The 25741-nt window shown below is 70.3% G+C and carries 27 protein-coding genes; 15 read left to right on the top strand and 12 right to left on the bottom strand.

Annotated elements, in window-relative coordinates:
- Nucleotides 1–4: 4 nt before the first annotated feature.
- From AC1HIL_RS33365 to AC1HIL_RS33330, 8 genes are all read right to left on the bottom strand, one after another.
- Nucleotides 5–844 carry an NADPH-dependent oxidoreductase gene (locus tag AC1HIL_RS33365; RefSeq protein WP_296729436.1) on the bottom strand — a complete coding sequence of 280 codons (840 nt, stop codon included), beginning with the start codon at nt 842–844 and terminating at the stop codon, nt 5–7.
- Nucleotides 841–1884 (bottom strand): ABC transporter ATP-binding protein, encoded by a 1044-nt coding sequence (locus tag AC1HIL_RS33360; RefSeq protein ID WP_479669056.1) that lies wholly within the window; start codon nt 1882–1884, stop codon nt 841–843. The genes AC1HIL_RS33365 and AC1HIL_RS33360 overlap by 4 nt, the downstream gene beginning before the upstream one ends.
- Nucleotides 1881–2753 (bottom strand): ABC transporter permease, encoded by an 873-nt coding sequence (locus tag AC1HIL_RS33355; protein ID WP_479669057.1) that lies wholly within the window; start codon nt 2751–2753, stop codon nt 1881–1883. Before AC1HIL_RS33355 ends, AC1HIL_RS33360 begins: the two co-directional genes overlap by 4 nt.
- The gene (locus AC1HIL_RS33350) at nt 2750–3769 is read right to left on the bottom strand and encodes an ABC transporter permease (RefSeq protein ID WP_479669058.1); all 1020 of its coding nucleotides are present in this window, start codon (nt 3767–3769) and stop codon (nt 2750–2752) included. The genes AC1HIL_RS33355 and AC1HIL_RS33350 overlap by 4 nt, the downstream gene beginning before the upstream one ends.
- Nucleotides 3766–5376, bottom strand: coding sequence for an ABC transporter substrate-binding protein (locus tag AC1HIL_RS33345; RefSeq protein ID WP_057592622.1), 1611 nt, complete (start codon nt 5374–5376; stop codon nt 3766–3768). The genes AC1HIL_RS33350 and AC1HIL_RS33345 overlap by 4 nt, the downstream gene beginning before the upstream one ends.
- 30 nt (nt 5377–5406) lie before the next feature.
- Nucleotides 5407–6615, bottom strand: a complete 1209-nt coding sequence (locus AC1HIL_RS33340; RefSeq protein WP_479669059.1) for an SfnB family sulfur acquisition oxidoreductase — start codon at nt 6613–6615, stop codon at nt 5407–5409.
- The gene (locus AC1HIL_RS33335; protein ID WP_479669060.1) at nt 6612–7994 is read right to left on the bottom strand and encodes an LLM class flavin-dependent oxidoreductase; all 1383 of its coding nucleotides are present in this window, start codon (nt 7992–7994) and stop codon (nt 6612–6614) included. The genes AC1HIL_RS33340 and AC1HIL_RS33335 overlap by 4 nt, the downstream gene beginning before the upstream one ends.
- 76 nt (nt 7995–8070) lie before the next feature.
- Nucleotides 8071–8982 carry a TauD/TfdA dioxygenase family protein gene (locus AC1HIL_RS33330; protein WP_479669061.1) on the bottom strand — a complete coding sequence of 304 codons (912 nt, stop codon included), beginning with the start codon at nt 8980–8982 and terminating at the stop codon, nt 8071–8073.
- A gap of 231 nt (nt 8983–9213) precedes the next feature.
- On the opposite strand from AC1HIL_RS33330, the gene AC1HIL_RS33325 reads away from it, so the two are divergent.
- Together AC1HIL_RS33325 and AC1HIL_RS33320 are read left to right on the top strand one after the other, a co-directional pair.
- Nucleotides 9214–9531, top strand: coding sequence for a helix-turn-helix transcriptional regulator (locus tag AC1HIL_RS33325; RefSeq protein ID WP_422099245.1), 318 nt, complete (start codon nt 9214–9216; stop codon nt 9529–9531).
- Between the two features lie 68 nt (nt 9532–9599).
- Nucleotides 9600–10784, top strand: a complete 1185-nt coding sequence (locus tag AC1HIL_RS33320; RefSeq protein ID WP_479669062.1) for a type II toxin-antitoxin system HipA family toxin — start codon at nt 9600–9602, stop codon at nt 10782–10784.
- 4 nt (nt 10785–10788) lie between these two features.
- Here the strand turns inward: AC1HIL_RS33320 and AC1HIL_RS33315 are convergent, their stop codons facing one another.
- Nucleotides 10789–11808 carry an ABC transporter substrate-binding protein gene (locus AC1HIL_RS33315; RefSeq protein ID WP_261210540.1) on the bottom strand — a complete coding sequence of 340 codons (1020 nt, stop codon included), beginning with the start codon at nt 11806–11808 and terminating at the stop codon, nt 10789–10791.
- A gap of 235 nt (nt 11809–12043) precedes the next feature.
- Between AC1HIL_RS33315 and AC1HIL_RS33310 the strand changes: the two genes are divergently transcribed.
- Genes AC1HIL_RS33310 through AC1HIL_RS33285 form a run of 6 tightly spaced genes read left to right on the top strand, consistent with a single transcriptional unit; the run spans nt 12044 to nt 18302 of the window.
- The gene (locus tag AC1HIL_RS33310; RefSeq protein ID WP_479669063.1) at nt 12044–13234 is read left to right on the top strand and encodes an ABC transporter substrate-binding protein; all 1191 of its coding nucleotides are present in this window, start codon (nt 12044–12046) and stop codon (nt 13232–13234) included.
- Nucleotides 13235–13283: 49 nt separating this feature from the next.
- Nucleotides 13284–15113 carry an ABC transporter permease gene (locus AC1HIL_RS33305; RefSeq protein WP_422099241.1) on the top strand — a complete coding sequence of 610 codons (1830 nt, stop codon included), beginning with the start codon at nt 13284–13286 and terminating at the stop codon, nt 15111–15113.
- A gap of 15 nt (nt 15114–15128) precedes the next feature.
- Nucleotides 15129–15707, top strand: a complete 579-nt coding sequence (locus tag AC1HIL_RS33300) for an OsmC family protein (protein ID WP_057592629.1) — start codon at nt 15129–15131, stop codon at nt 15705–15707.
- Nucleotides 15691–16539: an ABC transporter ATP-binding protein gene (locus tag AC1HIL_RS33295; protein ID WP_422099240.1), complete on the top strand. Its 849-nt coding sequence runs from the start codon at nt 15691–15693 to the stop codon at nt 16537–16539. The genes AC1HIL_RS33300 and AC1HIL_RS33295 overlap by 17 nt, the downstream gene beginning before the upstream one ends.
- On the top strand, nt 16536–17381 hold the full coding sequence (locus AC1HIL_RS33290; RefSeq protein WP_422099239.1) for an ABC transporter ATP-binding protein: 846 nt from the start codon (nt 16536–16538) through the stop codon (nt 17379–17381). The genes AC1HIL_RS33295 and AC1HIL_RS33290 overlap by 4 nt, the downstream gene beginning before the upstream one ends.
- A 33-nt stretch (nt 17382–17414) precedes the next feature.
- Nucleotides 17415–18302: a VOC family protein gene (locus AC1HIL_RS33285; protein ID WP_479669064.1), complete on the top strand. Its 888-nt coding sequence runs from the start codon at nt 17415–17417 to the stop codon at nt 18300–18302.
- Nucleotides 18303–18322: 20 nt separating this feature from the next.
- Here the strand turns inward: AC1HIL_RS33285 and AC1HIL_RS33280 are convergent, their stop codons facing one another.
- The gene (locus tag AC1HIL_RS33280) at nt 18323–18604 is read right to left on the bottom strand and encodes a hypothetical protein (RefSeq protein WP_479669065.1); all 282 of its coding nucleotides are present in this window, start codon (nt 18602–18604) and stop codon (nt 18323–18325) included.
- A gap of 164 nt (nt 18605–18768) precedes the next feature.
- On the opposite strand from AC1HIL_RS33280, the gene AC1HIL_RS33275 reads away from it, so the two are divergent.
- The gene (locus AC1HIL_RS33275) at nt 18769–19266 is read left to right on the top strand and encodes an arsenate reductase ArsC (RefSeq protein ID WP_479669066.1); all 498 of its coding nucleotides are present in this window, start codon (nt 18769–18771) and stop codon (nt 19264–19266) included.
- A 10-nt stretch (nt 19267–19276) separates the two neighbouring features.
- On the opposite strand, the gene AC1HIL_RS33270 is transcribed toward AC1HIL_RS33275, so the two are convergent.
- Nucleotides 19277–19552 carry a hypothetical protein gene (locus tag AC1HIL_RS33270; RefSeq protein ID WP_057592633.1) on the bottom strand — a complete coding sequence of 92 codons (276 nt, stop codon included), beginning with the start codon at nt 19550–19552 and terminating at the stop codon, nt 19277–19279.
- A 328-nt stretch (nt 19553–19880) separates the two neighbouring features.
- Here AC1HIL_RS33270 and AC1HIL_RS33265 point away from each other — a divergent pair, with 328 nt between their 5' ends.
- A complete protein-coding gene (locus AC1HIL_RS33265) occupies nt 19881–20204 on the top strand; it encodes a hypothetical protein (RefSeq protein ID WP_057592634.1) in 324 nt (107 codons plus the stop codon).
- Between the two features lie 39 nt (nt 20205–20243).
- Here AC1HIL_RS33265 and AC1HIL_RS33260 read toward each other — a convergent pair whose 3' ends face one another.
- Entirely contained in the window at nt 20244–21155 is a 912-nt protein-coding gene (locus AC1HIL_RS33260; protein WP_479669067.1) for a LysR family transcriptional regulator, read from the bottom strand.
- A 152-nt stretch (nt 21156–21307) separates the two neighbouring features.
- On the opposite strand from AC1HIL_RS33260, the gene AC1HIL_RS33255 reads away from it, so the two are divergent.
- The 5 genes from AC1HIL_RS33255 to AC1HIL_RS33235 all read left to right on the top strand — a co-directional run bounded on the left by AC1HIL_RS33255 (nt 21308) and on the right by AC1HIL_RS33235 (nt 25725).
- Nucleotides 21308–22285 carry a Bug family tripartite tricarboxylate transporter substrate binding protein gene (locus AC1HIL_RS33255; RefSeq protein ID WP_057592636.1) on the top strand — a complete coding sequence of 326 codons (978 nt, stop codon included), beginning with the start codon at nt 21308–21310 and terminating at the stop codon, nt 22283–22285.
- A 40-nt stretch (nt 22286–22325) separates the two neighbouring features.
- A complete protein-coding gene (locus tag AC1HIL_RS33250) occupies nt 22326–23504 on the top strand; it encodes an enolase C-terminal domain-like protein (RefSeq protein ID WP_479669068.1) in 1179 nt (392 codons plus the stop codon).
- A gap of 25 nt (nt 23505–23529) precedes the next feature.
- Nucleotides 23530–24387 (top strand): fumarylacetoacetate hydrolase family protein, encoded by an 858-nt coding sequence (locus tag AC1HIL_RS33245; RefSeq protein WP_479669069.1) that lies wholly within the window; start codon nt 23530–23532, stop codon nt 24385–24387.
- The gene (locus AC1HIL_RS33240; protein WP_057592639.1) at nt 24384–24701 is read left to right on the top strand and encodes an NIPSNAP family protein; all 318 of its coding nucleotides are present in this window, start codon (nt 24384–24386) and stop codon (nt 24699–24701) included. Before AC1HIL_RS33245 ends, AC1HIL_RS33240 begins: the two co-directional genes overlap by 4 nt.
- Nucleotides 24702–24762: 61 nt before the next feature.
- Nucleotides 24763–25725 (top strand): Bug family tripartite tricarboxylate transporter substrate binding protein, encoded by a 963-nt coding sequence (locus AC1HIL_RS33235; protein WP_479669070.1) that lies wholly within the window; start codon nt 24763–24765, stop codon nt 25723–25725.
- The last annotated feature ends 16 nt before the right edge of the window (nt 25726–25741 follow it).

Below are 25741 nucleotides of genomic sequence, written 5' to 3'. Positions count from 1 at the left end.
GGCCTCAGCGCAGTCCGATGCGTTGCGCGGCGAGCGCCTCCACCAGCCGGTGGCGGCCGCGCAGTTGCGCGGGGTCGCGCAGGCGCGCCAGCGAATGGTCGCTCCAGCGCACCGCCGGCATGCCCTGCGAGGCATAGAAGGACTGCATGGTCGCGTCGTAGTGCTTCACATGGCCGACGGTGTCGCCGGCCGCATGGCGTTCGTGCGAGAGCACCGCGCGCTGCGGCAGCCGCGGCTTGACGGCCGCCGGCCGTGCCGGATCGGGCCAGCCGATGCACAGGCCGACGACCGCGAACACGCCGGGCGGCAGGCCCAGCTCGGCCGCCACCTCCTCGGGCCGGTTGCGGATCGCGCCGAGGTAGACGGTGCCCAGTCCCAGCGATTCGGCCGCGGTCACGGCGTTCTGTGCGGCCAAGGCGGCATCGATCACGGCCATCAGCGAGGTGTCGAGGAAGTCGGCGCCTTCGATGGGCACGGCCGCGTCGTCGGCCAGGGTGCGCAGGCGCGCGACGTCGGCCAGCCACACCAGCAGCAGCGGCGCCTCGCGCACCTGGGCCTGCCGGCCCGCGTACTCGGCGATGCGCGCCTTGCGTTCGGGGTCTTCGACCGCCACCACGCTCCAGGTCTGCAGGTTCGACGAACTGGGCGCCGACTGCGCTGCGGCGATCAGCCATTCGAGCGTGCCCGGCGGTAGCGCGCGCTCGGCATCGAAGGCGCGCACCGAGCGGTGGGCCAGCAGGGTTTCGAGCACGGGATTGGCCGGCGGCGGCGCGGACCGCGGCGACTCGCCGCCGTAGCGGCTGCGAAAGAGCGAGGCCAGGGTGTCGGACTTGGGCTGTGTCATGCGGGGACTGCTTCGGGTGTCGGATGGACGGGATGTTCGGCGCCGGGCCGCGTGGCCGGCGCCAGCGGCAGCCAGCAATGCACGCGGTGCGCGGTGCCTTGCCGCTGCGCGACCGGTGGCTGCATCCGGCAGCGCGCCTCGGCCTGCGGGCAGCGCTCGGCGAAACGGCAGGCCGGCAGGTCGGTGCGCGCGAGATCGGGCAGGCGTCCATCGACGCCGCGCAACGCATCGAGCGTGTTGGCCGATTGCGGCGTGGCGCGCAGCAGCTGGCGCGTGTAGGGATGGGCCGCGCCTTCGCGCAGGCGCCGCGAGGGCAGGGTCTCGACCACCTGGCCCGCATGCATCACGGCGATGCGGTCGCAGTGCTGCGCGGCCAGCGCGAGGTCGTGGGTGATCAGCAGGGTCGCCAGGCCACGCTCGCGCGCGAGGCCGGCCAGCAGGTCGAGCACCCGCGCCTGCGTGATCACGTCGAGGCCGGTGGTCGGCTCGTCGGCGATTAGCAGCTCGGGCTCGCCGGCCAGAGCCAGCGCGATCATCGCGCGCTGGCACTGGCCGCCCGAGAGCTGGTGGGCAAAAGCGCGCAGCCGGCGCTCGGGCTCGGGCAGGCCCACGCGCTCGATCCATTCGAGCGCGGCCTGGCGCGCGGCGCGTGCCGACAGGCCGCGGTGCAGCCGCAGCACCTGCTGCAGCTGGTCGCCGATGGTGCGCAGCGGATGCAGCGCGCGGCGCGGACTCTGGAACACGAAGCCGATGCGCCGGCCACGCAGCGCATCCCAGGCCGCGCGCGCCGGGCGGCCGCTGCCGTCGAGCAGGTCGAGCCCCTGGAAGCGCAACCGCCGCGCGGCCGCGTCGGCCTGCGCATCGAGCAGGCCCGCGAGCGCCAGCGCGGTCACCGACTTGCCCGATCCGCTCTCGCCGACCAGGCCCAGGGTTTCGCCGGCCGCGAGCTGGAGGCTCACGCGGTCGAGCACATGGACCGCGCCCTGCGCGCCATGGAAGCGCAGGCTCAGCGCATCGACCTCGAGCAGCGGCGCGCTCATGGGGCGCTCCGGTCGGCGGCGCCGCGCGGATCGAGCCGGTCGCGCAGCGCGTCGCCCAGCAGCGTGAAGCAGCCCACGGCCATGAACAGCGCCAGGCCCGGAAAGCCCGCGAGCCACCACTGGCCGGTGATGATGTAGGGCGCGCCTTCGCTCACCAGTACGCCCCATTCGGGCGTCGGCGGCTTCACGCCGAGGCCGATGAAGGACAGGCCCGCGCCGTTGAGCAGCGCCCAGCCCAGGTTGATCGAGCCCTGCACCGCGAGCATGGGCAGCATGTGCGGCAGCAGCACGCCGAACAGCAGCCGCGCCGGGCCCTGGCCGCCGAGCCGCGCGGCCAGCACGTAACCGGCGCCGCGCCGCACGCCGACCTCGCCGCGCGCGAGCCGGATGTAGAAGGGCAGGTTGATCAGCGCCGTCGCATAGACGATGTTGATCACCGTGTTGCCCCAGGCCGCGACCAGCGCCATCGCCACCACGAACAGCGGGAAGGCCATCAGCACGTCGACCAGCCGGCCGACCCAGCGGTCGAGCCGGCCCCCGACGAAGCCGCACAGCGCACCGATGGCGCTGCCCGCCGCCAGCGACAGCAGCACTGCGCCCGCGGCCATCGAGAGATCGAGCCGCGTGGCCACGAGCACGCGCGAGAACAGGTCGCGGCCCAGCGCATCGGTGCCGAACCAGTGCAGCGCGCTCGGCGGCTGCAGCCGCGCGGGCACGTCGGTGGCGAGAGGATCGAAGGGCGCGAGCGCGGGGCCGGCGATGGCGGCGAACAGCAGCAGCGCGAGCAGCAGCAGGCCCGGCGCCTCGTTGCCGCGCGGGCGCCAGCGCGGCCGCGCATCCGCCTCGAACTTGCCCGGCACCGCGCTCATGCCGCGCTCCCCACGCGCGGATCGATGCGCTCGTGCAGCAGGTCGATCGCGAAATTCACCAGCACGAACATCAGCGCGACCAGCAGCACGAAGCCCTGCAGCGGCGCATTGTCGGCCGCCAGCAGCGCGTCGAGCGCATAGCTGCCGATGCCGGGCCAGGCGAACACCTTCTCGATCACCACGTTGGCGCTCAGCATGTACGAGAACACCATGCCGGCACTGGTGACCACCGGCAGCAGCGCCAGGTGCAGCGCGCCGGCCAGCACGGCGCGCGGCGGCAGGCCGAGCGCGCGCGCGGTGCGCACGGGGTCGCTGCGCAGCACGCCCAGCAGCGACGCGCGCGTGAGCCGCGCCACCGGTGCCAGCGAGAAGGCGGCCATCGCCACGCTCGGCAGCAGCAGCCGGCCGGCCGCGGAAGCGAAGGCATCCCGGCGCAGCGCGATGGCGGCATCGACCAGCATGAAGCCGCTGCGCACCGGCGGCGGCTCGATCATCGCGTCGATGCGGCCCGTGGGTTCGGGCGCCCAGCCCAGCAGGAAATAGAAGACGTAGACCAGCAGCAGCGCGATCACGAAGCTCGGCACGCAGCTGCCGCCCACCGTGAGCACGGTGCAGGCGCGATCCCACAACGAGCGCGGGCGCAGCGCGGCCGCGGTGCCCAGCGGCAGTGCCACCAGCAGCGTGAGCACGAAGGCCGCGGCGGTGAGCTCTAGCGAGGCCGGCAGGCGCTGCCACAGGTCGGTCAGCACCGGCTGCCCCGTCGTGTGCGACTGGCCCCAGTCGCCGTGCGCCAGGGCCTGCAGGTAGTGCCACAGCTGCGTGGGCAGCGGCAGGTCCAGGCCCATGCGCGCGCGGATCTGCGCGATCTCCTCGGGCCCGGCGTTCGGCCCCGAGGCGAGGAAGGCCGCGGGATCGCCCGGCAGCACGTGCGTGAGCACGAAGGTGAAGACGGCCGTGCCCGCGAGCACCGGCACGGTGGCCGCAAGCCTGGAGACGACGCGCCGGGCGAAGCTCATGAGCGCGTCAACGGCCGGAAGTCCACCTGGCCATGGATGTAGTAGGTGAAGCCCTGCAGGTCGGGCTGCAGCGCCGCCTCGAAGGTGGGCAGCCACAGCGGCACCAGCGGCACCTGCTCGAAGGCGATCTCGATCGCGCGCTGGATCGCGCGGTCGTATTTCGCGCGATCGGTCTCCCAGCGCGCCTGCTCGAGCAGCTTGGCGAGTTCGTCGTTCTTGAACGAACCGAAGTTCCAGCGCCAGTCGCCCTGGAAGAAGATGCGGAAGAAGTAGTCGGGGTCGTTGAACCAGGCCGAGGAGCTGTCGATGAAGAAGGGCAGCTTCTTCTCGGTCTGCAGCGTGCCCCACTGGGCGCTCGGCACCTTCTCGATGCTCAGCGCGATGCCGATCTTCGCCAGCGCCTCCTGGATCAGCAGCGCCGCTGGCTCGGCCAGCGTGGCGTCGCCGACGTTGTAGCTGAAGCTGGTCTTGAAGCCCTGCGGATGGCCGGCCTGCGCCAGCAGCTCCTTCGCCTTGAGCAGCTGGGTGTCGTAGGGATAGGGCTGCGGAAAGCGGCTGCTCGCGGGCTTGCCGGGCCTGGCGCCGTACAGCGCCTCGCCGCGGCCCAGGTTGGCGCCGCGCAGCAAGGTGGTGTAGGGCAGGGCGTAGGCGATGGCCTGGCGCACACGCACGTCGTCGAAGGGCTTGGCCTGGGTGTTGAAGGCGACGAAGCGGAAGCTGGTCGTGACCGGCACCGACACCACCTTGGCGCGCCTGGTGTCGGTCAGCGCGTCGAGGTCCTTGGGCGGCAACTGCAGCGCCACGTCGGCGTCGCCCTTGAGCAAGGCGGCCACGCGGTTGGAGGCCGAGGGCACGACCTGGAACACGGCGCGGCGCAGTTGCGGCGCGTTGCCGCCCTTCCAGCCGTCGAAGCGGGTGTATACCACCTGCTGGCCCGGCGTGAAGCTCTCGATGCGGAAGGCACCGCCGCCGGCTTCGTGCGCCTTGACCCATTCGGTGGCCCAGGGATCGGCCGCGGTGGCGTGCGACTTCGCAAGCTCGCTGTTGAGCACCGAGGCGAAGCTCAGCGCGAGGTTCGGCAGCGTGTAGCGGTCGGCGCGCGGCAGCGCGATGCGGAAGGTGTGCGCATCCACCACCGTGAACTGCGAGGGATTCTCGAGCGAGCCGGTCGCGAGCTGGCGCTTGCTGGCCGGCAGCGAGACCGCGCGGTCGAGCGACCACTTCACGTCGGCGGCCGTCACGGGCTTGCCGTCGTGGAAGGTGGCGTCGCGGCGCAGGAAGAAGGTCAGGGTGCGGCCGTCGGCGCTGGTTTCGAAACGCTCGGCCAGCTCGCCGCGAAAGCGGCCGTAGTCGTACTTGAAGACGCCCGGCGAGAGCTGCGCGCGGTCGAAGTTGATGAGCCGGTCGTAGACGTTGAAGAACAGGCCCAGCGATTCGCGGCTCACGCCCTCGCCGTGCGGGTCCTGCGAGTTGGGCGCGCCCTCGGAGAGCACGCGCAGCGTGTCCTTGCGCGCCTGGGCCCAGGCCGACAGAGGCAGGCTGGTGCCGGCGACGGTGCCGAGAGAGAAGGCTGCGCTGCCTTGTTGAATGAAACGGCGACGGTCCATGGTGATGGCTTTCGGAAAGACGAGGAAGGATCAGATCGAAGCGTGGCGCTGCGGGCTGGCACCGTTGAGCCAGTGGTTGCCCACCGCATGCGGCTTCCAGCGCACCGGGTCGTGCACGGTGTGGGTGCGCGCGTTGCGCCAGTGGCGGTCGAGGTTGTGCTCGGCCAGCGTGGACTGCGTGCCCGCGAGCTCGATCAGCGCGGTGGCGGCCTCGAGCGCGAACTCGGTGCTCAGCACCTTGGCTTCGGCGACCGCGATCGAGGCCTCGGTCACGTGCGCGGCACCGGGCTCGTCGCGCGCACGGTCGAGCGCGCGGCCCGAGCGTTCGAGCAGCGCCTCGGCCGCATGCTGCTGGATCACCAGCCGGCCGATGCGCGCGAGCGTGAGCGGATCGTCGGCCGCGCGCGCCACGCCGCTGTCGGGCCAGGGCCGCGCGCGCTCGCGCACCCAGTGGTGCAGGTCGGCCATGGCGGCGCGGCCGATGCCGAGATCGATGGCGGCGTGCAGCACCTGCGCGAACGGGCCGTGGATGGTCGGCGGCTCGAACAGTTGCGCGCGCGGCAGCACCTGCAGCGCGCCGACCGCCACGTTGTCGGCCGTGACGGTGCCGCTCGCGGTGGTGCGCTGGCCGAAGCCGCTCCAGTCGTCGACGACCTCGAGACCCGGCGCCTCGCGCGCGACGTAGACCAGCACCTGGTTGTCCTGCTCGTCCCTGGCCGCGACCGGCACCCAGTGCGCGAACAGCGCGCCGGTGCAGTAGAACTTGCGGCCGTCGAGCCGCAGGCCCTCGGGCGTGGCACGCAGCCGCGCGGTCACGACCTTGGCGTTGGCGGTGCCGCTTTCCGACACCGCGTTGCCGAAGCGCCGGCCCTCGATCGCCTCGCGGAAGAAGAACTTCTGCTGCTGCGCGTCGCCGATCAGCCGCACCGCGTCGACCAGGCAGTAGTGGTTCTGCGGAATCTGGCCGAGCGCGGGATCGGCCTCGGAGATCAGCGCCGTGACCTCGGCCAGCGTGGCATGCGAGACCGCGGCGCCGCCGAAGGCGCGTGGCACCGTGATGCCCCAGAGGCCGCTGGCCGAGAAGCGCTCGATCTCCTCGAAGGGCAGGCGGCGCTGCCGGTCGCGCTCGGAGGCACCGGTGGCGAAGTCGACCGCGAGGCGGCGCGCGATGGCGAGGGCCTCGGCATCGTCGCGCACGACGTGGACCGGGCCGGTGGAGAGGGAGGAGGGAGCTGTCATGGCGAGGCGGAGGTGCGCCGCCGCACCCCGGTGTGGGAGGACGGCAGCCGGGCGCGGCCCGGGCCGAAGATCTTTTCGCGCCAGCTGCCTTGGGCATAGGCGCGCTTGTGCAGGCCGCGGCGCTGCAGTTCGGGCACCACGAGGTCGACGAAATGCTCGAGGCCCTCGGGGCTCACGGTGCGCACGAGGTTGAAGCCGTCGATGCCGGCCTCGCAGACCCAGGCCTCGATGGTGTCGGCGATCTGCGCGGGCGTGCCGACCACGGGCGCATGGCGCGCGCCCAGCGGCATCTGCGCGAGCAGCGCGCGCGGGGTCAGCGGCGCGCCGCCGGGCCGCTTGAGCGAGGCGACCGAGCTCTGGATCGCATCGGCGCTGCCGCCGCCGATGGCGTCGTCGAGGCCGTGGCGCGAGAGGTCGTGGCCGATCGCGCTGCTGAACTGCACCAGGCCGGCCTCGGGTTGCGCATAGCGGCGGTACTCCTCGTAGCGCGCACGGGCCTCGGCTTCGGTGGCCCCGGTCACGACCAGCAGCGTGGTCACGAAGCGCACCGCGTCGGCATCGCGCCCGGCCTCGGCCAGCGCCGCGCGCAGCTTGCGCACCACGGCCGCGGTGGCGGCCAGGCCCTGGTTGGGCACGAACACCACCTCCGCATGGCGTGCCGCGAAGGCCGTGCCGCGCGCCGAGGCGCCGGCCTGGAACAGCAGCGGCGTGCGCTGCGGCGAAGGCTCGCAGGGATGCACCGCATCGAGCCGCCAGCCTTCGCCCGTATGGCGGATGGCGCGCACGCGCGCGGGGTCGGCATAGATGCCGCGCGCGCGGTCGGCGATCACCGCGTCGTCGTCCCAGCTCTCTTCCCAGAGCCGGTAGACCAGCGTCATGAACTCGTCGGCCAGGTCGTAGCGCCGGTCGTGGCCGGTGGCGGCGGCCGCGCCCTGCGCGCGCGCCGAGCTGTCGAGGAAGCCGGTCACGATGTTCCAGCCGATGCGGCCCTCGCTCAGGTGGTCGAGCGTGGACATGCGGCGCGCGAAGGCATGCGGCGCCTCGGCCGCGATGGTGGCCGTGATGCCGAAGCCCAGGTGGCGCGTGACGCTGGCCATCGCGCTCACGAGCACGGCCGGATCGTTGATCGGCACCTGGATGCCGTGGCGCAGCGCGGCCTCGGGGCTGCCGCCCCAGACGTCGTAGACGCCGGTCACGTCGGCGAGGAACAGGCCGTCGAACAGCCCGCGCTCGAGCGTGCGCGCGAGGTCGAGCCAGTAGGGCAGCCGCTTGTAGTCGGTGGCGCGGTCGCGCGGATGCCGCCACAGGCCGTGGGTCAGGTGGCTGGGAGTGTTCATGTCGAACGCGTTCAGCAGGATGGGACGGCGGGGAAGGGGCATGGCTGGCTCGCGCGCGCGCCGCCGCGCGGGGCGGTGGCGCGCATGGCGGTGCGCGTGGGAAGTGCCGGTAGCGGTGTCAGTACGGGCGACTGCCCGAGAGGCTGATGCGCTTGAGCACGCGGCGCTCGCCGTTGTCGAAGGCGCTGCGCGCATGCAGCGTGGCCTGGTTGTCCCAGTAGACGATGTCGCCCACGCTCCAGCGGTGCGTGTAGGCGAAGCGCGGCTGCAGCAGGTGCTGGCGCAGGCGCGCGATCAGCGCGGCGCCGTACTGCGGATCGACGCCGACGATCTCGACCTCGGTGCGCGCGCCCAGGTAGAGGATGCGGCGGCCGCTGTCGGGATGGGTGCGCACCAGCGGATGCACCTCGAAGGGTTCGAGCGGCGCGATGTCGGGCGTGCGGTAGAGCGGGAAGCCGGTGGTGAGCGGCTTGAGCTTGCGCAGGAAGGGGTTGTAGGTGATGAGCCGCAGGTGCTCGATCTCGCGCTGCGTGCCCGCATCGAGCTCGTCCCAGGCGGCCGCGAGGTTGTACCAGGTGGTGTCGCCGCCCTCCGAGGGCACCTCGATGCCGTAGAGCAGCGAACCCGACGACGGCACCGGCGTCCAGTGGTGGTCGGCATGCGCCGCGAGCTCGTCATGGCCGAGCACGCCGCCGTCGACGTTCGACACCCGCACGATGTCGGGCGTGTTGCCGCCATAGGGATCGGAGCCGAGCACCGGCACGTTCGACGGCGGACGGAACACGGCGCCGAAGTAGCTGGCCAGGCGCTCGAACTGCGCGTCGTCGAGCCGCTGTTCCTTCAGCACCAGCACATGCCGCTCGAGCAGCGCCTCCTTGAGCGCACGCACCTGCGCGGCCGGCACCGGGCGCGTGGCGTCGAGACCTGTGACCTCGGCGCCGAGCGATGCGTCGATCGCGGCGATCCTGAACGGGACAACGGAAGAAGGTTCGGCAACGGTCGGCCGTTCGGCGGCAAGCACGGAGGACATGGCGTGGGAGCGCGGGAGCGCTGGGTGGAATGGATGCTGCGCCCGATGCTAGGAAAGTTCGCATGGGTTGCATGCGCTCTTTGCGCATGTGGATATGCGGAAAAGCGGGGGCGAGCGACCGATCCGAATCCGTCCCGCCGAGCTTGTATTTCTGCTTGCGCCATCGAATCAAAATGCCTAACATAATGGGCATTAAGTGACTTTACGCCTAGTAAAATGAGCAATTTCTCGATGCCCTCCCAAGCCACCGAGCATGTTGCGCGGCTGGGGCAGCGCATCCGTGTCGCGCGGATCCGTCGTGGCTGGTCGGTGGCCGATCTGGCCAGCAAGGCCGGCATCAACCGCAACACCCTCACCGCGCTGGAACTCGGGAAGCCGGGTACGGCGATCGGCGTGTGCTTCACCGTGCTGTGGGCGCTGGGCCTCGACAACTCCCTGGACGCGGTGGCGGATCCCGACGGCGATCTGCACGGCAAGGCACTCGAAGCATCCCACCGCCCCACGCGCGCGGGCAAGGTCCGCAAGACGAGCGACGACTATGACTTCTGAGCGCGAAGCCTACGTCTACATCCAGCTTCCCGGCACCCTGGAGACGGTGCCGGCGGGCGTTGCTCCGGGTGCAGACACTGGCCGATGGCACGCGGATCGGTCGCTTTCGCTACGGTGACCGTTACCTTCAGCGCAAGGAAGCGGTTGCGCTCGACCCGTTCCGCCTGCCCCTCGCCAAGGAGGTCTTCGAGTTCACGCAACTCAAGGGAATTCCGGGCGCGGTGCGGGACGCCGGCCCCGACGCCTGGGGACGGCGGGTGATCGAGCACAAGCTCAAGCGCAGCGCGGGCGATCTCGAGGAGATCGACTATCTGCTGCACGGGCCACAGGACGGGGCCGGCTACCTGAGCTTCGGCCTGAAGGTCGAACCGCCCGCGCCCAGGCGGCACTACAACCGCACGCACCAACTGGCCGAACTGATCGCGGCTACGCAGGCGATCGAAGAGGGCCGACCGGTGGCAGCGCATCTGCTCGAACAGCTCGATCCCGGCACCAGCATGGGCGGTGCGCGGCCCAAGGCCACGATCGAGGACGCGCAAAGCCTCTGGCTCGGCAAGTTTCCCGCCAGAGGCGATCGCTTCAATCTGCAGCGCGTCGAGTTCGCGACGCTGGACCTGACGCGCCGTTGCGGCCTGAACGTCACCCAGGCCAGGCTGGAAGCGGTCGGTCAGAGCGACGTGCTGATGCTGCAGCGCTTCGATCGCGACCACACCGACGACGGCTATCTGCGCTTCGGTCTCGTCAGCGGGCTGACGGTGCTCGACTGCGGCGACAGCCACCTGGACCGAGAGCGCTGGTCCTACCCGCTGCTGGCCGACAACCTGCGTCGCTGGTCCGACAAGCCGGAAGCCGACTGCACCGAGCTGTTCAGGCGGATGGTCTTCAATGCCGCCGTGACCAACAACGACGATCATCCACGCAACCACGCCCTGCTGCGAAGGCAGAAGGGATGGCGCCTGTCTCCGGCCTACGACCTCGTGCCCGCGCCCATGGTCAGCCTGGAGCGCCGCGACCTGGCCTTGACCGTCGGCGATCACGGCCGCACGGCCAGCATCTACAACCTGCTGTCGCAGGCCGGGCGCTTCGGTCTGTCGACCGAAAAGGCGCGCGGGCACATCGATCGGCTGGTCGATGGAATCCGGCACTGGCGCGACGGCTTCTTCGCTTGCGGCGTGTCGGCCAAAGACATCGACCACATCGCGCCGGCCATCCTGCCGGACTGCTTCTTCTTCGAGAAGCCACCCGGCCTGTAGCCCCTCAAGCCAGCACGTCCAGCGACACGTGGTTCGCAAACCGAACCACGTCCGTGCTCTTCTTCAGGATCCCCGCATTCCGGAAGTCCGTCGCAAACGCCTCCACCTCGTTGCGCAGCGCCTTGCCCGCCGGATGGTGCTTGTAGGTCAGCTCGGTGAACAGCTTCTGCAGGTCTTCCACCGCCACCTTGGGCGCGTACTTGGCATAGATGCGGGCCGACTCGTTCGGGTTCTCGGCGACGTAGTCGGAGGCCTGCGCCAGCGCGCGCACGGTGGCGGCGGCGCGCGGCTTGTCGTTGCGCGCGAACTCGCCGCGCGCGCCGACGATGCAGCACAGGCGCTCGGCGTACTCGCCTTTGGCGCTGTTGGCGATCTCGGTGAAGACGCCGGGGTTGCGCTTCTCGATCAGGTAGATGTTCGGGTCGCCGTCGGCAATGGCCTGGATTTCGCCCTTCTTCACGGCGATGTCGAGCAGGTCGGCCGGATAGACGCGCCAGTCGACGTCCTTGTCGATGTCGATGCCCTTCTTGGCGAGATGGATCGCATAGAACTGGCGCGCCGGGCTGTTCTGGTCCGACACGCCGATGGTCTTGCCCTTGAGGCTCGCGAGCTCGGTGGTCACGCCGGCGGCCTTGGCACCCACCAGCCGCAGGCAGCCGCCATGCACGCTGCCGACCACCTTCACGTCGAAGCCGGCTTCCAGCGGCTTGACCCAGCGGTGGATCAGGCCCACGCCGACGTCGGCCTTGCCGGTGGCCAGTGCCTCGAGCATCTGGTCGGACGAGCCGGCCCAGTTCAGCAGCTCGACATCGAGCCCGTTCTTCTCGAAGAAACCGCGCTCGAGCGCGACCGGCACGGGCGCTAAGCAGAAGCCGGCCTGGCTCCAGGCAAAGGTCAGCTTGCGCGGCTGCGACCAGGCCGAAGCGCCGAGCAGGGCCGCGGAGCCCACGACGGCGGCGGCGGCGCCGGCTTGAAGAACGCTGCGGCGCGAAGGCGGCAGGCGCGAGGAAAGAGAGTCGGTCATCAGGGCTTCTCCACCGGAATATTCGAAGCGGCGAGTGTCCGGGCGCGGTCCGCGCCTATCCAACGAATGTTTTCGGTCATGCATATGTCCGGCCTGCAAGAGCGCGGAGAGCGTCGAGAGCACGCCATGCCTTGCTCGGAAAACGCATATCGCGCAGCGCTTTTTTTCGTTCCAGCGGCCACGGGCAACGCGAAGAATGGCCGGCCTGATCTTCATGCCCCGGGACCCCCACACCATGCCAACACCGATCTCCCGCCAACGCTTCCTGCACCGGATCGCCGCGCTGTCGCTGGCCGGCGCCGCCTTCGCACTGTCCGCACCCGTCCTGGCCGCGCCGGCCAGCGGCGAGCCCGTCTGGTTCGGCGTCAGCGGTCCGCTGACCGGCCAGAACGCGCAGTACGGCGCGCAGTGGAAGGCGGGCTTCGACCTCGCGCTCGAGCACATCAACGCGCAGGGCGGCATCCATGGCCGGCCGCTGGCCTACAACTTCGAGGACAGCCAGAGCGACCCGCGCCAGTCGGTCGCGATCGCGCAGAAGCTGGTGAACGACAAGCGCGTGCTGATCGAGCTCGGCGACTTCTCGAGCCCGGCCTCGATGGCGGCCTCGCCGATCTACCAGCGCGCGGGCCTGGTGCAACTGGGTTTCACCAACTCGCATCCCGACTTCACCAAGGGCGGCGACTACATCTGGAGCCCGTCGATCAGCCAGGCCGACGCGCAGCCGCTCTTGGCCGATCTCGCGGTCAAGACGCTGGGCTTCAAGCGCATCGCGGTGCTCTATCTCAACACCGACTGGGGCCGCACCAGCAAGGACGTGCTGGTGAAGGCCGCGCAGGAACGCGGCGCGCAGCTCGCCATCGCCGAGGGCTACCAGCCCGACGAGAAGGACTTCCGCTCGACGCTCGTGCGCGTGCGCGACGCCAACCCCGATGGCCTGGTGCTGATCTCCTACTACCCCGACGGCGCGCTCATCGCGGGCCAGGTGCGCAGCGTGGGCCTGAAGCAGCCGATCGCGGCGGTGGGCTCGGTCTATTCGCCGAAGTTCATCGAGCTCGGCGGCGCCGCGGTCAACGGCATCCACACCAACACCGCCTTCTTCCCCGAGGAGCCGCGCGCGGAGGTGCGCGACTTCGTGAAGAGCTTCCGCGCCAGGTACGACAAGGAACCCGACGCCTTCAACGCCTATGCCTACGACGCCGTGGTGTACGCGGCCGCCGCGCTGCGCCAGGCCGGACCCAACGCCGACCGCAAGGCGGTGCGCGATGCCTTCTACAAGATCAAGGACGTGCCCAGCGTGATCTTCGGCAAGGCCAGCTTCGATCCGCAGACGCGCCGCGTGATCGGCGTGAAGAGCGTGAACCTGGTGGTGAAGGACGGCAAGTGGACGCAGCTCGACGAGAAGGCGGCGCTGGCCTCGACCAAATGATCGGTCTCGCGCACCGCGCGCCCTGGCGCGCGCAGACGGCGGTCCTTCGATGAACTTCGGTTCCTTCTTCGACTACACGGTCAACGGCCTGATCATCGGCAACATCTATGCGTTGCTGGCGGTCGGGCTGGCACTGATCTTCGGCGTCTCGCACCTGATCAACTTCGCGCACGGCTCGGTCTACACCGTCGGCGCCTACATCGGCTGGGCCTCGATCACTTTTCTGCACACGCCGCTGCCCGTGACGATCGCGCTGGTGGTGCTGGGCTCGGGCGCGCTCGGCATGCTGATCGAGCGCGTGGGGCTGCGCCCGCTGCAGGGCGCGGCGCGCATCGCGCCGCTGCTGGCCACCATCGGCATCAGCTTCGTGCTCGACATCCTGGTGCAACTGGTCTTCAGCCCCGATCCGCGCGCGCTGCCCACGGCGCTGCCCGACTGGCGGCTGCAGGTCGGCAGCGGCACCATCGGCGCGCTCGACCTGCTGATCGCGGGCATCGGCCTCGCGAGCGCGGCCGTGCTGTTCGGCTTCCTGCGCTTCACCAGGCTGGGCTGGGCGGTGCGCGCCACCGCGCAGGACCGCGACGCGGCGCAGCAGATGGGCGTCGACGTCGACCGCGTGAACCAGACCGTGTTCGCGATCGCGGCCGCGCTCGGCGGGCTGTCGGGCCTGCTGGTGGGCATGTACTACAACAACATCAGTCCCGCGATGAGCTTCCAGGCCACGCTCAAGGGCGTGGTCGCCACCGTGGTCGGCGGCGTCGGCAACGTGCCGGGCGCCATCGTCGGCAGCCTGCTGCTCGGGTTGATCGAGAGCTACGGCGTGGCGCTGCTGGGCACGCCCTATCGCAACCTGTTCGCCTTCGCGCTGCTGCTGGCGATCCTGGTGTGGAAGCCCAACGGCCTGTTCGGCCGCAAGCGCGCGCTGCCGCCCGAGCCGCTGACCGGTACCTTCATCGCGCCCAGCAAGCCCTGGCGCGTGCCGCGCCGGCTGCTCGTGGCGCTGTTCGCGGCCGCGGTGCTGCTGCCGCTGTTCGATCCCTCGCCCTACCTGCTGCAGACGCTCACCAACGCCTGGCTCTATGCGGCGCTGGCGCTGAGCCTCACGCTGGTGGCGGGCACCGTCGGCCAGATCTCGCTCGGCCATGCGGGACTGCTGGCCATCGGCGCCTATGCCTCCTCGCTGCTGGTGCTCGACCTGCACCTGCCGGTGGGCACGGGCATCGTGCTGGCCGGCATCCTCACCTCGCTGATCGGCACCGCGCTGATCTTCCCGGCCTTCCGGCTGCGCGGCCACTACGTGTCGATCGCCACGCTGGGCATCGGCGAGATCGTGGCGCTCACCATCCTCAATTGGGAGAGCCTCACGCGCGGTCCGATCGGCGTCTCGGGCATACCGCCGCTGTCGCTGTTCGGGCGCGATGCCTCGTCGAACGGCGCGATCTACTGGGCCTCGTTCGGCGCCATGGTGCTGCTCGCGCTGCTGCAGTGGCGGCTGCTGGGCTCGCACCTGGGCCGCACCTTCCGCGCGGTGCGCGAGGACGAGGTGGCCGCGCGCGCCTACGGCGTGAGCCCCGACCGCTACAAGGCGCTGGCCTTCGGCTTCGGCGGCTTCGCGGCCGGCGTGAGCGGCGCCTTCACGGCCCACATGTACTCGTACATCAACCACGAGACCTTCGGCTCGCAGATCTCGATCCTCGCGCTCACCATGGTGATCCTCGGCGGGCTCGGGAACATCAGCGGCGCGCTGCTCGGCGCGGTCGCGCTCGTGAGCCTGCCCGAACTGTTCCGCGTCACCGCCGAGTACCGCATGCTGATCTACGGCGTCGCGCTGCTGCTGCTGATCCGTTTCCGCCCGCAAGGCCTGCTGGGCACCGTCTGAAGAAGGAACCACACCATGAGCCATCTCAACGACTACCTCGCCGAGAAGCGCGCCGCCGTGCTGGCGCGCAATGCCGCCGTCGACGCGGGCAGCGCGCAGCCGCTGCAACTGAAGGCCAGCGTGAAGGCCGAGGGCCGCAGCGGCGTGCGCCGGCTGCGCATCCGCGACCACCAGGTCATCAGCGACAGCCCGCCGAACTTCGCGGGCTACGACCTCGGCCCGAGCTCGCCCGAGCTGCAGCTCGGCGTGCTCGGCACCTGCGTCACGCACATCTTCCTGATCCAGGCGGCCGAGCGCCAGGTGCCGCTGGAAAGCCTCGAGGTCGAGGTCACGGGCCTCATCGATCCGCGCGGCGGCAAGCCGGGCCACGAGAGCACGCCGATCTGGCCGCACCAGATCGGCTACACGGTGCACATCGATTCGCCCGCGAGCCGTGCCGAGATCGACGCGCTGTTCGAGGCAGTGGAGCGCAACTGCCCGATCCTCAACCTGCTGCGCAACCCGCAGACCATCCGCGCCGAGGTGAAGCTCGTGAACTCGAAGGCGCAGGCCGCCCGCGCGCCGCAGGAAGCGGGCGATGCCGTCGCTGCTTGAGATCCGCGGCCTGGTGCGCCGCTTCGGCGGCCTCACGGCCGTGAACGCGATCGACCTGCACGTGGGCGAGGGCGAATTGCTCAGCGTGATCGGGCCCAACGGGGCCGGCAAGACCACGCTATTCAACCTCGTGACCGGCCTGGACCGGCCCGACGAAGGGCAGGTGCTGTTCGAGGGGCGGGACATCACGGGCCTGCCCGCGCAGCAGCTCGCCGCGCGCGGGCTGGCGCGCACCTTCCAGCATGGGCGCGTGTTCGCCAACCTCTCGGTGCTCGACAACGTGCTGGTCGGCGCGCACACCCGGCTGCGCGCCGTGAAGCCGCGCGTGGGCGGCGTGCCGGGCCTGGGCGCGCTGGCCGAACTGGCGCTCGCGCTGGTGCAGCCCGCCGCCGTGCGGCGCGAGGAGGAGACGCTGCGCCGGGAGGCGCTCGAGATCGTCGCGCTGTTCGGCGAACGGCTGGCGCCGCGCGTCGATCACCCGGCCTACAGCCTCTCGTACGCCAACCGCCGCCGCGTGGAGATCGCGCGCGCGCTCGCGCTCCAGCCCCGGCTGCTGCTGCTCGACGAACCCACGGCCGGCATGAACGAGAGCGAGACCGCCGAGATGCTCGAGATCATCCGCGGCTTGAAGGCGCGCGGCCAGACCATCCTGCTGATCGAGCACAAGCTCGACCTCGTGATGCAGCTGTCGGACCGCGTGGCCGTGCTCGACGACGGCCGCAAGATCGCCGAGGGCCGGCCCGACGACGTGCGCAACGACCCCGCGGTGATCGAGGCCTACCTCGGCCACCGGCAGGTGGGGCAGGCACGGCCCGAGGCGGTGCCCGCATGATCGCCACCGTCGCCCGCACGGGGCTGCCGCCGTCGCCGTTGTGGGGAGACGGCCGCGACGAGGACCATGCCGCGCCAGCCGCGAGCCCCGCGGCCCGCACCACCGCTCATCCGCTGCTCCAACTGCGCAAGGTCAACAGCTTCTACGGCCCGGTGCAGGCCCATTTCGATCTCGACATCGAGGTGCGCAAGGGCCAGATCGTGAGCCTGCTCGGCGGCAATGCCAGCGGCAAGTCGACCACCATGAAGATCGTGCTGGGCCTGCTCAAGCCGCGCTCGGGCGAGGTGCTGTTCGACGGCGTCTCGACGCTGGGCCTGAGCACGCCGCAGATCATCCGCCAGGGCATCGGCTCGGTGCCCGAGGCGCGCCGGCTGTTCCCGGCGATGACCGTGCGCGAGAACCTGCTGATGGGTGCCTACGCGCGCAACGACCGCCGCGCGGTGGCCGAGGACCTCGAGCGCATGCTCGAACTGTTCCCGCGCGTGGCCGAGCGCATCGACTTCCAGGCCGGCACGCTCTCGGGCGGCGAGCAGCAGATGGTGGCGATGGCGCGCGCGCTCATGGGCCGCCCGCAGCTCATCTGCATGGACGAGCCGACCATGGGCCTGTCGCCGCTGTACGTGGACAAGGTGCTCGAGCTGATCGCGCGCATCAATGCCCAGGGCGTCTCGGTCTTCATGGTCGAGCAGAACGCCAGCCTCGCATTGCAGATCGCGCACCACGGCTACGTGCTGCAGACCGGGCGCATCGTGCTCTCGGGCCCGGCCGCCGCGCTGCTCGACGACCCGCGCATCCGCGATGCCTACCTGGGCGGCGACGGCGCCGCGCGCACCGCCTCCTGAACTTCACACGCCCCCACGGGAGAACACACGACCATGTCATTGAAACTCGACCACATCGTCATCGCGGTGCACGACCTCGAGAGCGCCATCGCCGACTACGCGGCGCTCGGCTTCCAGGTGCTGCGCGGCGGCGACCATCCGGGCCGCACCACGCACAACGCGCTGGTGGTGTTCCAGGACGGCAGCTACTTCGAGCTGATCGCGTGGCGCGCGCCCTCGCCCGAGGAGCGCTGGTGGCAATTGCTGCAGCGCCATGGCGAAGGCATCGTCGACTTCGCGCTGCTGCCGCGCAGCACCGCGGTCACCGTCGAGGAGGCCAGGGCGCGCGGCCTGGCGCTCGAGGGGCCGGTCGATGGCGGCCGCGTGCGCCCCGACGGCGAACGCCTGCGCTGGCAGATCGCGCGGCCCGCGACGGCCGACCTGCCTTTCCTGTGCGGCGACCTCACGCCGCGCGCGCTGCGCGTGCCCGAGAGCGACGCGCGCACGCATCCCAATGGCGCGCTCGGCGTCGCGAGCCTCGCGCTCGCGGTGCACGACCTCGACGCCACGCTCGAGCGCTACCGCGCGCTGCTCGGCGACGGGCATGGCGAGGTGGCGGTGCATATCGGCGAAGCCGTGGCGCTGCCGGGCAGCGGCGTGCGGCTGGCCGTGATCGCGCTCGGCGGCAGCGCGCTGGTGTTCTCGTCGCCGCGCGCCAGCGCGAAGACCGATGCCGCCACGCCGATCGGCCGCGCGGTGGAACAGCGGCTCAGCGCGCGCGGCGAGGGGCCGTATGCGCTGGTGCTGCACACCGCGGCCACGCCGTCGCCCGAGGCGCCGGATCTCGCGAAGACGCATGGCGCGCTGATCGAGTTCGCGCCGGCCGCGCGCGAAGGCGCCGCGCGGCGCGCATCGGCGCTCGACAGCCTCGTGGGCGGCTGAGGAGTGCCGGAGCGGGTCGCTTACTTGTCGGAGTGCTCGTCCTTGCCGTCTTCAGCGGACTCTTCCTCCGACTCCTCCTCTTCCTCTTCCGATTCCTCGAAGTACTCGGGGATCGGCTGCTCGGCCAGTGCCTTCGCGAGTTGCAGGCGGAACTCGGCCAGCGCCTTGGCCGACTTGGCGATGTCCTTGGCGCCCTGGTCGGCGATCTTCTCGACCAGCAGGGCCGGTTCTTCCGACAGGATGATCTCGATGTAGTGGTCGGCGAGTTCGGCGGCGGCGATGAGCTTGGCGTCGTTGGACATGCGGTGCTTTCGGTGAGGTGGAGAAAGACGCCATCGTGCGCAGCGAAGGTGACGCCGGCACTACACACGCCGGCGCGGGGCTGTCATGCGTGCGTCATCGGAAGCGGCGTCAATGCCCGGGTCCGCAACAAACCGGGCCGCGACGCGCGGCCTCGCGTCACGCCATGAATCCTGGCCATCCCGTCCACGTCCTGTTCCTCTGCAACAGCAACGCCGCGCGCAGCCTGATCGCCGAATCGCTGCTCGACCAGCTCGGCCAAGGCCGCTTCGTCGCGCATTCCGCGGGCCATGCGCCCACGGCCGACGGCCAGGCCGATCCGCGCACGCTCGAGGCGCTGCGTGGCGCGGGTCTGCCGACCGAAGGACTGCGCAGCAAGAGCTGGGAAGAATTCGGCGCGGCCTCGGCCCCGCACATGGACCTCGTGGTCACGCTGTGCGATGAATCCGCAGGCGAGACCTGCCCGGTCTGGCCCGGCCAGCCCGCCTCGGCGCACTGGTCGCATCCCGATCCGCGCGCGCCGGGCAACGAGCTCGGCGACGACGCCTTCGTGCAGACCATGCATGCGATCCGCCGGCATGTGGAACTGCTGGTCAACCTGCCCGACGAGCGCATCGACCGGCTCGTGATCGAGGCCGAGGCCCGGCGGATCGGCAGCACCTGAGACGGACGGCTCAGCCTTGCCGCCCACCCCCCTTCGGCACGGGCTCGCGATGGTAGGTCGACCATTTCACGGTCAGGATGTCGGCCGCGATCTTGGCGGCGTTGACGCCCGCATAAGACTCCGAGGGATCGAACTCGAAGGCCTGCTGGTAGCGCACGACCTGCGCGTAGTCCTGGTCGAAGACCATCGGCCCCGTGACCTCGGTCGGGTCGGTGCCGGCCGGCAGGGCCAGGAATTTCTGCGGGTCGGTGCTGCTTTGGTAGAGGTCGACGCTCAACTGGGTCATATGCTTGTCCTCGAGGTCTTCGTGAAGGGAATCCGGGCGGGTGCACGGAACGGTCCTGGTGGCGCGCGGGGCGCGGGAGCCCGGTGCCGAAAAAATAGTCACAGGCCTTCGGGGCCCGCGCAATCAGTCCATGCCTACACGCTGTCGCCCGGCCTGACACGGCGCCGTCGGCGCGACCAGGATTCAGGGCCGACGGTCCCTGGCCGGCAAGGCGAGGCGGCGCTGGCCTACAGGAAGCGGCGCCTGGAATCGATAGCGTCGTCCAGCGCGCGATCGGACCGCGCCATCACTTTCTCCCACCATCACGCTCACTGTTGAGGACCAAGCCATGCAAGACGACCGGGATGCCGCTTTCGCGGCTTGGGTGGGAGCGGAGGACGAGGCCCAGGCGGCCATCCACTGCCTGCACCAGCGCACGCGCGGAGGGCGCCTGAAGCCGGCGTCCACCGACATCGAGCAGATCGCGCGGCTGCGCAAGGAAGCCGATGTGCGCTTTGCTGCGCTGTGGGGCGCGCTCGGCACGCCCGCAACGATGCCCGCCGTCCGGCCGGAGGCGCTGCCCGTGACGCCGCGCGCGGAGCGACCGCAGCGCATCGTGGTGGGGCCGCGCATCGCGCCGCAGGGCGCGTCGCTGCCTTCGATCGCGGGCTGAGAACGGCAGGCGGAATCGGCCTCTGGCGGCCGATTCGCGTCACGGTGGCAGGAAGAGTCCTTCCCCCACGCAAAGCGCCATCTGTTCCTCGACGGCACTGCGAAAGACCTTCGCGGCCAGGCTGACCGGCCGCCCCTTGGCCACCGCGAGCATGCGGGCCACCGAGAAGCCGCGCACCGGCACGGCCACGAGGCCTTGCCAGATGCTCGAGGTTCGCACCACGGATTTCGGCAGCACGGCAACGCCGAGGTCCGCCCGAGTGAGTTGCGCGGCCCCTTCGTTGCCGTCGATCTGGATGACCGGCTGCATCACCCCGTGTTCGGTCTCGAGGCTGTGCCGCAGGCCCAGCGAAATGATGATCGGCAGCTTGCGCAGCTCGCGTGCGTGAACGCTCGAACGCGCGGCCAGCTTTGAGCCGGGAAGACAGAAGACCGCGATTTCCTGCCGCGCGAGCGGCGTGAAATGGACGTGCTCCTGGTTGCCGGGATTCGACACGATCGCCAGTTCGATGGTGCCGGCCGTCAGCCGATGCAATGCGTCGTCGGTGGGACTTTCCGTCAGCTCCAGCCGGACCTGCGGAAAGCGCTGGCGGAAGTCCAGCGCGAGGCGGCCGTGGATCGCCTGCCCGACCGTGGGCGCCGACGACATCCGCACCGTGCCGCGCACGTCGCGATGAAAGCCGCGCATGCCGCGGTTGAAGTTGGAGACGTCCAGGGTCGTGCTCTCCACCTCGCGCAGGATGAAGCGCGCGCGTTCCAGGAACATCAGGCCGCCGTCGGTGAGCTGCACCCCCGCGATGCTCCGGTGGAAGAGGGGGCCGCCCAGGTCTTCCTCGAGCAGGCGCATCTGTCGGCTGATCGCGGACTGCGCCACGTGCAATACCGCCGCGGCGGCACTGATGCTTCCCTTCTCCGCCACCGTCAGGAAGTAGCGCACCTGCCGCAGATCCATGTTTCGTCTCCAGAGCCGTTCCAGCTAAATTTTAGATGGATGGCAGCTGAAATCTCTTCTTTTGCGTTGGTATCAACCCCTCCAGAATTGCGCCTGCCGGACGGGGCGCGATCGCAGGGCCCGCCAGCCAGACAAGAAAGATGGAGACAAGGATGATCAAGACCGCGTTGCGTTGCGCAGCCCTGGCGCTGTCCGTGCTTGCACTGGGCACCCCGGCCCACGCCGACTATCCCGAGAAGCCCGTGCGCATCGTCGTGCCGTTCGCGGCCGGCGCGGGCGCGGACATGGCCTCGCGCTTCATGGCGGGCAAGCTCGCGCAACGCTGGGACCAGGGCACCGTGGTCGACAACCAGGTCGGGGCCAACAGCATCATCGGCGCGCAGCAGGTCGCCCGCGCACCCGCCGACGGCTACACGCTGCTGGTGCCCAACGACACCACGCTGGCGGCGAACCCGGCGCTGTACGCCAAGCTGCCCTATGACCCCCTCAGGGATTTCGCGCCGATCGCGCTGATCGGCGAAACCCCCTTCGTGCTGGTCGCGTCGCCCAGCCTCAAGGTGCGTTCGGTCAAGGAGCTGGTGGAGGCCGCCAAGGCCAGGCCCGGCGAGATCAACTTCAGCTCCAGCGGCGTCGCCAGCGCCCAGCATCTCCCGATGGAGATCCTGATGCGCAGCGCGGGCATCCGGATGCTGCACGTGCCTTACAAGGGCGCGGCGGAAGCCGCCACGGCGGTCGTGGGCGACCAGGTGCAGGTGATGTTCGCCGGCGTCTCCGCCGTGCTGCCGTTCCTGCAGTCGGGCCGGCTCGTGCCGCTGGCCGTCGGTACCTCGGAAAGGCTGGCCGTGCTGCCCAAGGTTCCGACCATGGCCGAGTCCGGCTTCCCGGGCTTCCGCTATGGCGCCTGGCTGGGCTTCGTGGCGCCGGCCGCCACGCCCGCGGCCATCGTGCAAAAGATCAACGCCGATGTCGGCGAGGTGCTGCGCCAGCCCGAGGCGCGCGAGCGGCTGCTGGCCATGGGTTTCCTGCCCGCGGCACCGGCCAGCCCGGAAGCCTTCCGCAAGCACATCGACGAGGAACAGGCGCGCTACGGCAAGTTCATCCGGGCGGCCGGCATCGAGCCGTCGCGCTGAGACCACCCACCCAAGAAGTTCAGGACACACAGAAAGCACCATGCGGATCATCGACCTCCAGGAAGCGGCTTTTCCGGTGCAGAGCACCATGCGCAACGCCGTGTTCTCCTTCGCCGAGATGACGACCTCGATCGTCGCGGTACGGCTGGACCCGGGCAGCGGCGCGACGCCGGTCACCGGCTACGCGTTCAACTCCACCGGCCGCTACGCCTGCGGGCAGCCGATGCGCGAGCGCTTCTTCCCGCGGCTGCTGCGGGCCCGGCCCGAGTCGCTGCTCGACGCCGATGGCGTGCTCGATCCGGCCAGGGCCGTGACGGCGATGCTCGTCGGCGAGAAGCCGGGCGGCCATGCCGAACGCTCGATCGCCATCGGCACCATAGAGACCGCGCTGTGGGATGCCATCGGCAAGGCGCAGGATCTCCCGACCGCGGAAGTGTTGGCGCGGCGCTATCGCGGCGGGACCATGCAGCGCAAGGTGTCCGTGTACGTGGGCGGCGGCTGGTACCGCCCGGGCGGCGTGCCGCGGGACGTGGCCGACGAGATCCGCGGCCACCAGGCCGCCGGCTACACCCACGTGAAGATCAAGGTGGGCGGCGCATCGCTCGACGAAGACCTGCGCCGGATCGATTGCGCGCTCGGCGTGCTGCCCGACAGCAGCCACCTCGCGGTCGATGCCAACTGCAAGTTCCAGCGCGACGAGGCGCTCGTCTATGCGAAGGCGCTGGCGTCGTACGACCTGCGCTGGTTCGAGGAGCCCTGCGATCCCAACGACTATGCGCTGATGGCCGAGCTGGCCTCGGTGTACGCGCCACCGCTCGCGGTCGGCGAGAACCTCTATGGCAACCAGGAGGTGACCAACCTCGTGCGCCTCGGTCGCTGGCGCAGCGAGAAGGACCTGATCCAGGTCGACCCGCCGCAGTCGTACGGCCTGCATGCCTTCGCCAGCATGGCGCTGGGGCTCGAGGCGCAGGGGTGGGGCGCAGGCAGCCATTTCCCGCACGGCGGCAACCAGATGTCGCTGGCGCTGGTGGCCGGCCTGGGCCTCGGTGGTTGCGAGGCCTATCCCGGTGTGTTCGGCTCCTTCGGGGGCTTCGCCGACGACACGCGGGTCGAGGACGGCTTCGTGCATCCGCCGCAGCGGCCTGGCATCGGCTTCGAGGGCCATGGCGCGCTGCATGCGCTGATGCGTTCGGTCGGTGCCGGGCTGAAAACCTCCTGATCGATCTCCTTCCTCTCGCAAGCCCATGAACTTCGTCACTTTCCATACCGACTCCGATCCGGCGCCCCGCCTGGGCGCGGTCGTCGATGGCGCCATCGTCACCCTGCCCGGTGACATGGTGGCCCTTTGCAGCCGCGGCGCGGCCGGCTTCGCCGCCGCCGCGCAGGAGGCCGCTTCCGCGCCCGCCACGGCCCGCATTCCGTTCGGCAGCGCCAAGCTGCTGCCCGTGGTGCCACGGCCCGGCAAGATCATCTGCCTGGGGCTCAACTACGCGGACCACGCCGCCGAAGGTGGCAACCAGCGGCCCGACTACCCCAGCTTCTTCCTGCGCGGCGCGTCTTCCCTCGTGGCGCACGGCGCGGCGATCCAGCGGCCGCGCGTCTCGAGCCAGCTCGACTTCGAGGCCGAGCTGGCCGTGGTGATCGGCAGGACCTCGCGCCACCTGAGCGAAGCCGATGCGCTCGAGGCCGTGGCCGGCTATGCCTGCTTCAACGACGCCACCTTGCGCGACTACCAGCGCAGGACGGCGCAATGGACCATCGGCAAGAACTTCGACGCCACCGGCGCCCTCGGGCCCTGGCTGGTGCCCGCGTCCGAACTGCCGCCCGGTGCCGCGGGGCTGAAGATCGAGTCGCGCCTCAACGGCACGGTCATGCAGAGCAGCAACACCGCGCGGATGCTGTTCCCCGTGGCCGAAACGCTGTGCCTGCTCACCGAAGCGCTCACGCTCGAGCCGGGCGACGTGATCGTGATGGGCACGCCCGCGGGCGTCGGCTATGCGCGCAAGCCTCCCGTGTGGATGAAGGCCGGCGACACCATCGAGATCGAGATCGAAGGCATCGGCGTGCTGTCGAACCCCGTGGAGAACGAGGCGCAGCCATGATCTTCGAGCTCAGGACCTACACCGCCGAACCCGGGCGCGCCGCCGACTTCCTGCAGCTCTACGAGCGCATGGCGCTGCCGCTGCAGAACAAGTACCTCGGAGGCCTGGTCGGCTTCTACGTCAGCGAGATCGGCCCGCTCAACCAGATCGTGCACCTGTGGCGATTCGCGAGTCTGGCCGACCGCGAGCAACGGCGCTCGGCCATGGAGGCCGATCCGGCCTGGCAGGAATACAGGGCGCGCTCGAAGGAACTGGGCGCCTTGCGGCAGCAGGAGTCGCAGATCCTCAAGCCGACCTCGTTCTCGCCGCGTTAGCAGCGCAGCGAGCGCCGATGCGCGAAGCGGCACCTCGAACAACAAATCCGGAGACAAAGCAATGAGCAACATCAATCGCAGGACCCTCCTCAGCGCGGCACTCGGCAGCGCATTGCCGGCGATGGCCCAGCCGGCCAAGTCGGATGTGCTGCGGATCGTCGTGCCCTTTCCCGCGGGATCGGGCATGGACGTCACCGGCCGGCTGATGGCGCACACCCTCGAGACCACGAGCGGGCGCACCGTCATCATCGACAACAAGCCCGGCGCGGGCGCGGTGATCGGATCGCTGGACGTGTCGCGCTCCAGGCCCGATGGCAACACGGTGCTGCTGAACTCCGCGGGCCACACGACCAACGCGGTGCTCTACAAGAACCTGCCCTTCGACTCGAAGTCGGACTTCACGCCCATCACCCGCTTCGCCACCTACTACGGCTGGGCCCTGCTGGTCGGCACGAACTCGCGCTTCAAGACCCTGCAGCAGTTCATCGATGCCGCGAAGGCATCGCCGGGCAAGCTCACCATCGCGAACTCGGGCCTGGGCAATCCCACCCACATCATGGCCTCGCTGTTCTGCAGGAACGCCGGCATCGACCTGGTCCATGTCCCGTACAAGGGCGCGCCGAGCAACGACCTGGTCTCGGGCGTCGTCGATTGCACCTTCCTCGCGCCGGTCTCCGCGCAAGGCTGGATCCAGGGCAGGCAGATGCGCGCGCTGGGGCTCTCGGGCAGCGTGCGCTCGCCGATCGTTCCCGACACGCCCACCTTCGCCGAACTCGGGCTGGACGTGCCCGACATCCCCGCCTGGTCGGGCATCTGGGGGCCGAAGAACATGAACGAAGCCACGGCCAATTCGCTGCACGCCATGTTCGCCAGGCTCGGCCAGGACCCGAAGTACCGCCAGTACATCCAGGACGGCGGCGGCGTGCTCGAGGCGACGGCGCCGCGCGATTTCAAGGCCTTCGTCGATGCCGAGATCGACCGCTTCGCCAGGATCCTGCCGCCGCTGGGCATCCAGATCAGTTGAGTTTCAGAAGGAAAGA

It is taken from the genome of Variovorax sp. ISS6 (genome assembly GCF_056523145.1).
The sequence above is the reverse complement of the archived record's forward strand: the minus strand, read 5'-3'. Positions and strand labels throughout refer to the sequence as shown.